The organism is Streptomyces sp. NPDC055962 (genome assembly GCF_042270185.1).
Lineage (GTDB): Bacteria > Actinomycetota > Actinomycetes > Streptomycetales > Streptomycetaceae > Streptomyces.
The window spans coordinates 309,226-321,322 of sequence record NZ_JBHJYN010000002.1 but is presented as its reverse complement, the minus strand read 5'-3'; the positions used below and the strand labels follow the sequence as shown (position 1 = coordinate 321,322).

Here is a 12,097-nt window from a genome sequence, read left to right as displayed (position 1 = left end):
TCCCGTCGTGCACGGAACTGTGTCAGCAGCGCGGAGGCGAGGGCGGGCCCTCCACCGGCCGTCGTCCGCGCTCTCTCGGCCGATGGCGGCGCAGGGGCCCGGAGTTGCCCCCACAGCGTTGCGCGGGGTAACGGAACCCTGCCATCCTGTCGGCCGGGTCATGCGTGGGGGGTGGATCATGGAGGAACGGGCCAAGGCTCTTCCCTGCACACCGTGCTGTTCCGGCGAGCCGTGCGGCTCCGGCACAGCAGAGGGACCTGACGCAGCGTACGGATCCGGCGGGCCTCGCGGCCCGCACCGGCGAAGGCCCTTCCGGTGAGCTCGGTCCTGGACACCACGGGCATCCCGGTGCGGGATCGCGAGGAGACGCTCCGGCACGCGGTGTGGGAATCCCTCGTGCGGATCGACATCGATCACCACCTGCCGCCCGAGGACCTCGTGGCCCGCATCGGGCTGGACACCGCGGGTCCCCTGGAGATCTGCTCGGCGCGCGCGACCTCGATGACCATCCGGCGGACCCCGCGTCTGGCGCGGGAGGACGAGGAGCCGGCCGTCTTCCTCGGCCTGCAGGTGTCGGGCACCAGCCTGGTGGCGCAGAACGGCCGCCAGGCTCTGCTGAGGCCCGGGGACTTCGCCCTCTACGACACGGTCACCCCCTACACACTCCTCTTCGACGAGGGGGTGGACCATCATTTCCTGCGGTTCCCCCGCGCGGCGCTCGCACTGCCGGAGCGGTCGCTCAGGGACATCACCGCGGTCACGCTCGGCCCGGGCAACCCGCTGGCGGCCCTCGCCTCCACCTACTTCGGCCAGCTGTTCGCCAGCGAAGGGCTGCGCAGCGGTCCGCACGCCGACGCGGTGGCGGAACCGAGCATCGAACTCGTACGTGCCGTCGTGGCGACGCAGCTCGGAAGCCAGGAGCTGGCCAGGGCGCCGATGGAGGCCACGCTGAGCCTGCGGATCACGCGGTACATGCGCGCACACCTGGCTGACGCCGACCTGTCGGCCGCACGGATCGCCGCCGCGCACAGCATCTCGGTGCGTCACCTCTACACGGTGCTGGCCCGGTCGGGCATCTCCCTCGGGGACTGGATCCGCTCCCACCGCCTCGCGGAGTGCAAGCGGGAGCTGGCCGGCCCCCGGGGCCGGACCCGGACCGTGGCGGCGGTCGGACGGAGCTGGGGCTTCGTGGACGCGTCCCATTTCGGCAAGGTGTTCAAACAGGCCTACGGCGTCTCCCCCCGGGCCTGGCGCGACGCGAACCGCCCCGGCTCCTCCCCGTGAACCGGCCTGGGCGACGGGCGCGCAGGGCACCGGCGGACACGGAGGGGCCCACCCGGGGGCCCGGTGACCGGTCCGCCGCCCGGTCCGCCGAGAGCGGTCAGGCGGGCAGCAGCCCGGCCGCGTCCAGCAGGTAGTCGGTCATCGGGTCGTAGTAGCGCGGATCGGCCACATGGTCGTCCAGCGGCACGGTGACCTGGAGGGTGCCCTCCGCCTCGCCGAGGAAGAGCGCGGGGTCGTTGCAGTCCGCGTAGCCGATCGAGTCGATCCCGCGCTGTCCGGCGCATCCGGCCCAGCCGTGGTCGGCGACGACGAGGTCGGGCGCGGGGCGGCCCTCGCGCTCCAGGCCGTCCAGGACGGCGGCCATCGGGACCGGCGAGTGCGTGTGCCACAAAGTCGCCCCGCGCTCCAGCACCGCGACGTCGGCGAACTGGAAGACCATGCCCTCGTCCGCCATCAGGCCGCCGGGGATCCGGACGATCTCGCACCCGGCGGCCCGCAGGGCGTCCGCCGTCCGCCGGTGCACGTCGAGCAGACCGCCCGGGTGCCCGGTCGCGAACAGCACCCGCTCGCCGTCGGCGGCCGCCTTGCGCAGCCGGGCCGCCATCCGGTCCAGGGCGTCGACCGTCAGCTCCGGGTCGATGGTGTCCTGGCCCTGCCGGTGCTCCGGGTCGTCGCTGACACCGCATCTCTCGGCCATCACGGCCAGGACGTCCTGCTCGTCGGTCCACCGGTCACCGAGCTCCAGCCCCAGCCAGAAGTGGCGGTTGCCGTTCGCGAGCTGGCGGTAGTGGGAGAGGTTGTTGTCGCGGGGAGTGGCGACGTCGCCCGCGATACGGGTGCGGACGAGGTGCTCGACGAGGGCGGCGCGGCTGGGTATCGGCATGCACCCATTGTGCCGTCGGGACCGCGCCGTGTGCCCGGTGTCTCGTACGGCGGGATCAGCGGGCGGCCCGGGTACCTCCCGCACCCTGGACCGCTGGGGCCGCGTCGCCCACCGCCTGGACCGGGGTCCGGTGCGGGGCGGACCTGCCGTCCCCGACACCCCGGCCGCGGCCGGCCGTCCGGCAGCCGAGGCATCCCGGGTGGCCCTGCCGCGCGGCGGAGTCGCGGGTCCGCCAGTGCCGCTCGGCCGAAGGACGGGGCCCGGAGCCCTTGCCCCAGCCCGCCAGGTGCAGCACCCAGCAGGTCAGTGCGGCCATGGCGACGACGACCGTGCCGGCCAGGAGCACCGCGGCGGAGCCGATGACCAGACCTGCTCCCAGCACCGCGCTCCCGAGGGCGCCGAGGGCGGTACCGGTCCAGCCGGCGAGCGTGTGTCCCAGATCGGCGTCCCCATGTGCGCTCACTTCGGCTCCCTCGGGGTGTGATAGTTCAGCGACCGGAACCGCACACGGCTCCAGTTAACTCACGACCTAAGCTACTTAGACACTAAGGGGAATTTCGGTGGACGGCAAGGAGCGCCCCGAGGTGGCCTACGACGAGATGCTCCGGGCGATGGACCGGCTGATCGCGCTCGCACAGACCGGGCAGCACGACATCGCCGAGCGGCTCGGCCTGAACACCACCGACCTGACCTGCGTGGGGTTTCTGATGGAGGCGTCGCTCGCCGGGAAGACCCTGGCCGCCGGCGACCTGGCCGAGCAGGCACGACTGACCACAGGGGCGGTGACGGGGGTGCTCAACCGCCTGGAGAAGGCGGGTTACGTCCGCCGCGCGCCCGATCCCGGGGACCGGAGGCGGGTGCGCGTGGTGATGGACGAGGAGGCCCGGGAGCGGGTCCTCGCCGTCTACGGCCCGTTCTACGCGCGCCTGTGCACCCTGGCGGCCGACTACGGGCCGCAGGAGATGGCCGTGCTCGCGGACTGGTTCACCCGTGCGCGGGAGGTCATGCGGGATTCACTGGAGGAGATCCGGGACGGCGGGGCCGGCGACGCCTGATCCCGCCGTTCGCCCCGGCGGGCGTCAGGACGCCGCCGCCGCGAAGGCCCCCCGCGCCAGCCGGTGCAGCAGGGCCGCCGTGGCCGTGCGGTCCGGGAGGGCCTCGGGGCGGGTCAGGTGAGGGGTGGAGTTCAGCAGGCCGAACACCGCGTGGACGGTGACCCGGGCCTCGTTCTCCGCGAGGGCCGGGTAGAGCGCGCGGACGACCTCGACCCAGACCTCCACGTACTGCCGCTGGAGCTGGCGGACCCGCTTGCGGTCGGTGTCCCGCAGGCGGTCCAGCTCGCGGTCGTGGAGGGTGATCAGCGGACGGTCGTCCAGGGCGAAGTCGATGTGGCCCTCGATCAGGGCGTCCAGGAGCGCCTCCGGGGAGCCGCCGCGCGAGGCGTCGTCCTCGGTGACGCGCAGCCTGCCGCCGGCCAGCAGGCGCTCGCTGATGCCGACGAGCAGCTCGGCGAGCATGGCGTCCTTGCCGGGGAAGTGGCGGTAGAGGCCGGGGCCGCTGATACCGACCGCCGCCCCTATCTCGTCGACCCCGACACCGTGGAAGCCGCGCTCGGCGAAGAGGCGGGCCGCCTCCCTGAGGATCTGCTCGCGGCGGGTGGGAGCCGCGACACGGGCGGCGGCATGGGTGCTCATGGGGATTCATTCTAGACAGGGGGGTTAGCGCTCGTTAACCTGAGCGCCATGCGTTAACGGTCACTAACGTCGTTCGACTACGCGGTACGGGCAAGGGGGCTCGACAGGATGCAGCAGGCACCGGTCCTGGTGAGTGCGGCCGATCCCGCCTCGGAGGCCTGGCAGGCCAACGAGGCGGCGCATCACGCGCTCGCCGAGGAGCTGCGCACGCGGCTCGCCACGGCACGGCTCGGCGGGGGTGAGAAGGCCCGCGCCCGGCATGTGGCGCGCGGCAAGCTGCTGCCCCGGGAGCGGGTGGACGCCCTGCTCGACCCGGGCTCGCCCTTCCTGGAGCTGGCACCGCTGGCGGCGGAGGGGCTGTACGGGGGCGCGGCACCGGCGGCCGGGGTGATCGCCGGGATCGGGCGGGTCAGCGGCCGGGAGTGCGTGATCGTCGCCAACGACGCGACCGTCAAGGGCGGCACCTACTACCCGATGACGGTGAAGAAGCACCTCCGCGCCCAGGAGGTGGCCCTGGAGAACAGGCTGCCGTGCCTGTACCTCGTGGACTCGGGGGGCGCGTTCCTCCCGATGCAGGACGAGGTCTTCCCCGACCGGGACCACTTCGGGCGGATCTTCTACAACCAGGCCCGGATGTCGGGCGCCGGCATCCCGCAGATCGCGGCGGTTCTCGGCTCCTGCACGGCGGGCGGGGCGTACGTCCCCGCGATGAGCGACGAGGCCGTCATCGTCCGGAACCAGGGCACGATCTTCCTGGGCGGCCCGCCGCTGGTGAAGGCCGCCACGGGTGAGGTCGTGACGGCGGAGGAGCTGGGCGGCGGCGAGGTGCACTCCCGTACGTCCGGGGTCACCGACCACCTCGCCGAGGACGACGCGCACGCGCTGCGGATCGTGCGGAACATCGTCGCGACACTCCCGGACCGCGGCCCGCTCCCCTGGTCGGTGGAGCCCGCCGAGGAGCCGAAGGCCGACCCCGCGGGCCTGTACGGTGCGGTGCCGGTCGACTCGCGTACGCCCTACGACGTGCGGGAGGTCATCGCACGGGTGGTGGACGGCTCCCGCTTCCAGGAGTTCAAGGCGGAGTACGGCCAGACGCTGATCACCGGCTTCGCCAGGATCCACGGCCATCCCGTCGGCATCGTCGCCAACAACGGGATCCTGTTCTCGGAGTCCGCCCAGAAGGGCGCCCACTTCATCGAGCTGTGCGACCAGCGCGGCATCCCGCTGGTGTTCCTCCAGAACATCTCCGGCTTCATGGTCGGCCGGGACTACGAGGCCGGGGGCATCGCCAAGCACGGCGCCAAGATGGTGACGGCCGTGGCCTGCACCCGGGTGCCGAAGCTGACGGTGGTGGTCGGCGGGTCGTACGGCGCGGGGAACTACTCCATGTGCGGCCGGGCGTACAGCCCGCGCTTCCTGTGGATGTGGCCGAACGCCAAGATCTCCGTCATGGGCGGTGAGCAGGCCGCCTCCGTGCTGGCCACCGTCAAGCGGGACCAGATCGAGGGCCGGGGCGAGGAGTGGCCCGCCGAGGAGGAGGAGGCCTTCAAGGCTCCGGTCCGCGCGCAGTACGAGCAGCAGGGCAGCGCCTACTACGCCACCGCCCGGCTCTGGGACGACGGCGTGATCGACCCGACGGAGACCCGGCAGGTGCTGGGGCTCGCCCTGACCGCGTGTGCCAACGCCCCTCTGGGCGACCCCCAGTTCGGCGTCTTCCGGATGTGATGTGAGGACCTCCATGTTCAGCACTGTTCTGGTCGCCAACCGTGGCGAGATCGCGGTCCGGGTCATCCGGACCCTGCGCGAGCTCGGCGTGCGGTCGGTCGCCGTCTTCAGCGACGCCGACGCGGACGCCCGCCACGTACGGGAGGCCGATACGGCGGTACGGATCGGGCCCGCTCCGGCCGCGGAGAGCTACTTGTCCGTGGAGCGGCTGCTGGACGCCGCCCGCAGGACGGGCGCCGAGGCCGTCCACCCCGGTTACGGCTTCCTCGCGGAGAACGCGGGCTTCGCCCGGGCCTGCGCGGAGGCGGGCCTGGTCTTCATCGGTCCGCCCGCCGAGGCGATCTCACTGATGGGCGACAAGATCCGCGCCAAGGAGACCGTCGCAGCGGCGGGGGTCCCCGTGGTGCCCGGCTCCTCGGGGAGCGGGCTCACCGACGCCCAGCTGGGCGCAGCCGCGCGGGAGATCGGCATGCCGGTGCTGCTGAAGCCCTCGGCGGGCGGTGGCGGCAAGGGCATGCGGCTGGTGCGCGAGGAGGCGCTGCTCGCCGACGAGATCGCGGCGGCCCGGCGCGAGGCGCGTGCCTCCTTCGGCGACGACACCCTGCTGGTCGAGCGGTGGATCGACCGGCCCCGGCACATCGAGATCCAGGTCATGGCCGACGGGCACGGCGAGGTCGTGCACCTCGGCGAGCGCGAGTGCTCGCTCCAGCGCCGCCACCAGAAGATCATCGAGGAGGCGCCGTCGGTCCTGCTCGACGAGCGCACCCGTGCCGCGATGGGCGAGGCGGCCGTACAGGCGGCACGGTCCTGCGGCTACGTCGGCGCCGGGACGGTCGAGTTCATCGTCCCGGGCGACGATCCCGCCTCGTACTGGTTCATGGAGATGAACACCCGTCTCCAGGTGGAGCACCCCGTCACCGAGCTGGTCACGGGACTCGACCTGGTGGAGTGGCAGCTGCGGGTGGCCTCCGGCGAGCGCCTGCCGTACGCCCAGGCGGACATCGCGCTGACCGGGCACGCCGTCGAGGCCCGGGTCTGCGCGGAGGACCCGGCGCGCGGCTTCCTGCCGTCCGGCGGCACGGTGCTCGCGCTGCGCGAGCCGCAGGGCGGCGGGGTGCGGACGGACTCGGGCCTCAGCGAGGGCGTGCCCGTCGGCAGCACGTACGACCCGATGCTCTCGAAGGTCATCGCGTACGGCCCCGACCGTTCCACGGCGCTGCGCCGTCTGCGGGCGGCCCTGGCGGAGACGGTGGTGCTGGGCGTCCCGACGAACGCCGGGTTCCTGCGGCGGCTGCTGGCCCATCCGGCGGTGGCCGCCGGGGAGCTGGACACCGGCCTCGTGGAGCGGGAGGCGGACGGCCTGGTGCCGGACGGGGTCCCGGAGGAGGTGTACGCGGCGGCGGCGCTGCTGCGGCAGCCGGCCCCGGCATCCGCCGACGGCTGGGTCGACCCGTTCTCCGTACCCAGCGGCTGGCGGCTCGGCGGCACACCCGCGGAAACCTTCCACCACCTCCGCGTCCCGGGCCACGACCCGGTGCGGGTGGGGCTGCGTACGGGCGCGGAGGGCACCGTCTCCCTGACGTTCGGCCACGCCGGGGACCGCGAGGGGACCGCGGACGCGTGCGGCCCCGTGCCCTCCCTGCCCGGCGCCGGGGCGTCCCGGCTCGTCGAGGCGTCCGGGGCCCGTGTCGTCGTCGAACTCGACGGGCTGACCCACACGTTCAGCAGGGCCGCGTCCCGGGACGGCGTCTGGCTCGGCCGGGACGGCGACACCTGGCACGTCCAGGACCACGACCCGGTGGAGGCGTCCCTCAGCGGCGCGGCCCGCTCCGGCGCGGACACACTCGCCGCCCCCATGCCCGGGACGGTCACGGTGGTCAAGGTGGCGGTCGGGGACGAGGTCGTCGCCGGGCAGAGCCTGCTGGTCGTCGAGGCGATGAAGATGGAGCACGTCATCTCCGCCCCGCACGCCGGCACCGTCACCGCACTGGACGTCACCGCGGGCACCACGGTCGCCATGGACCAGATCCTGGCCGTGGTGGCCCCGGGGGAGGAATCGTGACCGACACCGGACTGCCGATGACGGTGCCCGCGCCGGGGCTGCCCGCCCGGGTCCGCATCCACGAGGTCGGCGCGCGCGACGGGCTGCAGAACGAGAAGACCGTCGTACCGACCGTGGTGAAGGCGGAGTTCGTCCGCCGGCTCGCGGCTGCCGGGCTCTCCACCATCGAGGCGACCAGCTTCGTGCACCCGAAGTGGGTGCCGCAGCTGGCGGACGCGGAGCAGCTGTTCCCGATGCTCGGGGACGTCGGGGAGGTGGCGCTGCCCGTCCTCGTGCCGAACGAACGCGGCCTGGACCGGGCACTCGCTCTCGGCGCCCGCCGGATCGCCGTGTTCGGTTCGGCGACAGAGACGTTCGCCGCCCGCAACCTCAACCGCACGGTGGACGAGTCGCTCGCCATGTTCGAGCCGGTCGTGGCCCGGGCCAAGGACGCCGGGGTGCATGTGCGCGGCTATCTGTCCATGTGCTTCGGCGACCCGTGGGAGGGCGCCGTGCCCGTCACCCAGGTCGTCCGGGTCGCGAAGGCGCTGATGGACCTCGGCTGCGACGAGCTCTCCCTCGGCGACACGATCGGTGTGGCCACCCCCGGCCATGTGCGGGAGCTGCTCTCCGCGCTGAACAGGGAGGGCGTGCACACCGGCACGATCGGGGTGCACTTCCACGACACGTACGGCCAGGCGCTCTCCAACACCCTGGCCGCGCTCCAGCACGGGGTCACCACGGTGGACGCCTCGGCGGGCGGCCTCGGCGGCTGCCCGTACGCGAGGAGCGCGACCGGCAATCTCGCCACCGAGGATCTCGTGTGGATGCTCGACGGCCTCGGTGTCGCCACCGGGGTCGATCTCGGCGCACTCACCGCCACAAGCGTGTGGATGGCCGAACAGCTGGGCCGTCCGAGCCCGTCCCGAACCGTCCGTGCGCTGTCCCACAAGGAGTGAAGCACCCATGTCCCTGGACCACCGGCTGACCGCCGAGCACGAGGAACTGCGCCGCACCGTCGAGGAGTTCGCACACGATGTGATCGCCCCGAAGATCGGCGACTTCTACGAGCGGCACGAGTTCCCGTACGAGATCGTCGCGGAGATGGGCCGGATGGGCCTGTTCGGCCTGCCCTTCCCCGAGGAGTACGGCGGCATGGGCGGCGACTACCTCGCCCTCGGGATCGCCCTGGAGGAGCTGGCCCGCGTCGACTCCTCCGTGGCGATCACCCTGGAGGCGGGGGTCTCCCTCGGCGCCATGCCCGTGTTCCGCTTCGGGACCGAGGAGCAGAAGCAGCGGTGGCTGCCGAAGCTCTGCTCGGGCGAGGCACTCGGCGCGTTCGGCCTGACGGAGCCGGACGGCGGCTCGGATGCCGGCGGCACCCGGACGACGGCCGTGCTCGACGAGGCCACCGGCGAGTGGGTGATCAACGGGTCCAAGTGCTTCATCACCAACTCCGGTACGGACATCACGGAGCTGGTGACGGTGACGGCGGTCACCGGCCGCAAGGAGAACGGCGCCCCGCGCATCTCGGCGGTCATCGTCCCGTCCGGCACCCCCGGCTTCACGGTCGCCGCGCCGTACTCCAAGGTCGGGTGGAACGCCTCGGACACCCGGGAGCTGTCCTTCTCCGACGTGCGCGTCCCGAAGGAGAACCTGCTGGGCGAGGAGGGCCGCGGGTACGCGCAGTTCCTGCGGATCCTGGACGAGGGGCGGATCGCCATCTCGGCGCTGTCGACGGGCCTCGCACAGGGCTGTGTGGACGAGTCGCTGACGTACGCGAAGGAACGGCACGCCTTCGGGAAGCCGATCGGCGCCAACCAGGCCATCCAGTTCAAGATCGCCGACATGGAGACGCGGGCGCACATGGCCCGGATCGGCTGGCGCGACGCGGCCTCCCGGCTGGTGGCGGGCGAGCCCTTCAAGAAGGAGGCGGCGATCGCGAAGCTGTACTCCTCGACGGTGGCGGTGGACAACGCCCGTGACGCGACGCAGATCCACGGCGGCTACGGCTTCATGAACGAGTACCCGGTGGCCCGGATGTGGCGCGACTCCAAGATCCTGGAGATCGGCGAGGGCACGAGCGAGGTCCAGCGGATGCTGATCGCCCGCGAGCTGGGGATGGACGCCTGATCGGACGGGGCGGCCGATGGACATCCTCGTCGTGTTGACCGCCCGGCAGCACGGGCTCACCGTGCTGCACGTGGACGACGGCTTCGGTGCGATCGCCAAGGTCCGCCCGGACATCGAGATGCTGCGCCTGCAGCCGGTCACCGGCTAGCACGGACCCCACAGGCCCCCTCGGCCGTTGCGGACACGGACGACAGCCGCCCTCCCGGTGCCGGGAGGGCGGCTTTTCGCAGCTCAGGTAACGGATGGGCAGCCCCCCTTGCCCCCGGCCCGCCCCATGTGTGAGGTTAGGCTAGCCTTCCTTTGAATCGTCAGCGGGCGCCCTCGGCGCGTACGAAAGCAGACACACTCATGCCCAACGTCCGGACCAGCTCACTCTCCCGCCGCGGCCTGCTGGCCGCCGGTGGTGCCGTCGGTCTCGGTGCCGTCCTCGCAGCCTGCGGCGACAGCGACGAGAAGGGCTCCGCCTCGGGTTCGGGTGCGGAGAAATCCGGCCCCTGGTCCTTCAAGGACGACCGCGGCCAGACGGTGAAGGCCGACTCCGTGCCGAAGAACGTCGTCGCGTTCGTCGGAGTCGCCGCCGCGCTCCACGACTACGGCGTCGAGGTCAAGGGCGTCTTCGGCCCGACGAAGACCTCCGACGGCAAGGCCGATGTGCAGGCCGGCGACCTCGACATCAGCAAGGTCGAGGTGCTCGGAAACGTCTGGGGCGAGTTCAACGTCGAGAAGTACGCAGGCCTGGCGCCGGAGCTCCTCGTCACCTCCATGTGGGAGAAGGACGCCCTCTGGTACGTGCCGGACCAGTCCAAGGACAAGATCCTCAAGCTGGCTCCGAGCGTCGCCCTGTGGGCCGCGCAGACCACGGTCCCGAAGGCGATCCAGCGCCACGAGGACCTGGCCGCCTCCCTCGGCGCCGACGTCAAGGCCAAGAAGGTCACCGACGCCAAGGCCGCCTTCGAGAAGGCCGCGGCCCGGCTGCGCGCCGCCGCGAAGTCGCAGCCGAACATCAAGGTCCTGGTGGGCTCGGCCAGTCAGGACCTGTTCTACGTCTCGCTCGCCAAGATGTCCGCCGACACCCTGTACTTCCAGGAGCTCGGGGTGCAGTTCGTCGAGCCGAAGGTCAACGAGGCCGGCTTCTTCGAGGAGCTGAGCTGGGAGAACGTCGACAAGTACGAAGCGGACATCATCATGATGGACAACCGCTCCTCGGCCCTCCAGCCCGACGCCCTGACCTCCAAGCCGACCTGGGCGAAGCTGCCGGCCGTCAAGGCGGGCCAGGTCATACCGCGTACGACGGAGCCCATCTACTCGTACGACAAGTGCGCACCGATCCTCGACGCCCTCGCCGAGGCCATCGAGAAGGCCAAGAAGGTCGGCTGATCCCCCCGGGCCCGGCTCCTGGAGTTCACCTCCGGGAGCCGGGCCCTCCGCTTTTCCCGTCCCGGGGAGGAGACCCCTCGCATGACGACCGCCACCGCACCCGCCGCCGCACCCTTCCGGTTCTTCGGCCTGACGGTCCTGCGGACCGAACGGCTGAGTCCCTCCATGCAACGGGTCACCTTCGGCGGCCCCGGGCTCGCCGGCTTCGCCGCGGGCGGCCGGGACCAGAGCCTCTCGCTGTTCCTCCCGCACCCCGGCCAGCACGAGCCCTTCGTCCCGGTGGCCGAGGACGGCACCTGGTTCGACGCCTGGCGCGCCGCCCCCGAGGACGTACGGGCCGTCATGCGCGCGTACACGGTGCGCGCCCAGCGCCGCGCCGACGACGGCACGACCGAGATCGACATCGACTTCGCCCTGCACGAGGACGGCGGGCCCGCCTGCCGCTGGGCGGAGACCGCCCGCCCCGGCCGGCTGCTCAAGGCACTGGGCCCGGCCGTCGAGGACAACGCGTCGGTCCGCTTCCGCCCGCCGCGGGACACCGACTGGGTGCTGATCTGGGCCGACGAGACGGCGTTGCCCGCGGCCTCGGCCGCCCTGGAGTGGCTTCCAACCGGCACGAAGGCCCATGTCTGGCTGGAGGTCCCGCACGCACAGGACCGCCTGGAGCTGCGCACGGAGGCCGACGTGACGGTCCACTGGCTCGTCCGGGGCCGGGGGGCTCCCTCCGCGGTGGAGGCCGTACGCGCCGCCGAGCTGCCCGGGGGCGTCCCGTACGCCTGGATCGCCGGCGAGTCGTCGGAGGTCCGCGGACTGCGCCGCCACCTGGTCCAGGAGCGGGCGTTCGACCGCAGGCGCGTCACCTTCGTCGGCTACTGGCGGCGAGGGATGAGCGAGGAACAGCTGCGCGAGGAGGCGGCGGCGCGGGCGGCCGCGTAACGCCCCTGCGTGTTGTGTGGGGTT

The 12,097-nt window shown here is 72.5% G+C and carries 12 protein-coding genes; 9 read left to right on the top strand and 3 right to left on the bottom strand.

Features of this window, described 5'->3' with window-relative positions; all coding sequences use genetic code 11:
- Window positions 1-315: 315 nt before the first annotated feature.
- Window positions 316-1,284: a helix-turn-helix domain-containing protein gene (locus ACFC51_RS06765; protein WP_376527301.1), complete on the top strand. Its 969-nt coding sequence runs from the start codon at window positions 316-318 to the stop codon at window positions 1,282-1,284.
- A 97-nt stretch (window positions 1,285-1,381) separates the two neighbouring features.
- Here the strand turns inward: ACFC51_RS06765 and ACFC51_RS06760 are convergent, their stop codons facing one another.
- Window positions 1,382-2,167 (bottom strand): phosphatase, encoded by a 786-nt coding sequence (locus ACFC51_RS06760; protein ID WP_376367092.1) that lies wholly within the window; start codon window positions 2,165-2,167, stop codon window positions 1,382-1,384.
- 55 nt (window positions 2,168-2,222) lie between these two features.
- Window positions 2,223-2,630: an HGxxPAAW family protein gene (locus ACFC51_RS06755; RefSeq protein ID WP_376367094.1), complete on the bottom strand. Its 408-nt coding sequence runs from the start codon at window positions 2,628-2,630 to the stop codon at window positions 2,223-2,225.
- Window positions 2,631-2,727: 97 nt separating this feature from the next.
- Here ACFC51_RS06755 and ACFC51_RS06750 point away from each other — a divergent pair, with 97 nt between their 5' ends.
- Window positions 2,728-3,222, top strand: a complete 495-nt coding sequence (locus ACFC51_RS06750) for a MarR family winged helix-turn-helix transcriptional regulator (RefSeq protein WP_073746696.1) — start codon at window positions 2,728-2,730, stop codon at window positions 3,220-3,222.
- A gap of 24 nt (window positions 3,223-3,246) precedes the next feature.
- On the opposite strand, the gene ACFC51_RS06745 is transcribed toward ACFC51_RS06750, so the two are convergent.
- The gene (locus ACFC51_RS06745; protein ID WP_376527299.1) at window positions 3,247-3,861 is read right to left on the bottom strand and encodes a TetR/AcrR family transcriptional regulator; all 615 of its coding nucleotides are present in this window, start codon (window positions 3,859-3,861) and stop codon (window positions 3,247-3,249) included.
- A 108-nt stretch (window positions 3,862-3,969) separates the two neighbouring features.
- On the opposite strand from ACFC51_RS06745, the gene ACFC51_RS06740 reads away from it, so the two are divergent.
- From ACFC51_RS06740 to ACFC51_RS06710, 7 genes are all read left to right on the top strand, one after another.
- Window positions 3,970-5,586 (top strand): carboxyl transferase domain-containing protein, encoded by a 1,617-nt coding sequence (locus ACFC51_RS06740; RefSeq protein WP_376527296.1) that lies wholly within the window; start codon window positions 3,970-3,972, stop codon window positions 5,584-5,586.
- A 13-nt stretch (window positions 5,587-5,599) separates the two neighbouring features.
- A complete protein-coding gene (locus ACFC51_RS06735; RefSeq protein ID WP_376527293.1) occupies window positions 5,600-7,648 on the top strand; it encodes a biotin carboxylase N-terminal domain-containing protein in 2,049 nt (682 codons plus the stop codon).
- 17 nt (window positions 7,649-7,665) lie between these two features.
- Window positions 7,666-8,586 (top strand): hydroxymethylglutaryl-CoA lyase, encoded by a 921-nt coding sequence (locus ACFC51_RS06730; protein WP_376528009.1) that lies wholly within the window; start codon window positions 7,666-7,668, stop codon window positions 8,584-8,586.
- A gap of 7 nt (window positions 8,587-8,593) precedes the next feature.
- Window positions 8,594-9,760 carry an acyl-CoA dehydrogenase family protein gene (locus tag ACFC51_RS06725; RefSeq protein WP_376367102.1) on the top strand — a complete coding sequence of 389 codons (1,167 nt, stop codon included), beginning with the start codon at window positions 8,594-8,596 and terminating at the stop codon, window positions 9,758-9,760.
- Window positions 9,761-9,776: 16 nt separating this feature from the next.
- Window positions 9,777-9,908 carry a hypothetical protein gene (locus ACFC51_RS06720; RefSeq protein ID WP_376367104.1) on the top strand — a complete coding sequence of 44 codons (132 nt, stop codon included), beginning with the start codon at window positions 9,777-9,779 and terminating at the stop codon, window positions 9,906-9,908.
- A 200-nt stretch (window positions 9,909-10,108) separates the two neighbouring features.
- Entirely contained in the window at window positions 10,109-11,137 is a 1,029-nt protein-coding gene (locus ACFC51_RS06715; protein ID WP_376367106.1) for an ABC transporter substrate-binding protein, read from the top strand.
- An 81-nt stretch (window positions 11,138-11,218) separates the two neighbouring features.
- Window positions 11,219-12,073, top strand: a complete 855-nt coding sequence (locus ACFC51_RS06710; RefSeq protein ID WP_376367108.1) for a siderophore-interacting protein — start codon at window positions 11,219-11,221, stop codon at window positions 12,071-12,073.
- Window positions 12,074-12,097: the final 24 nt, after the last annotated feature.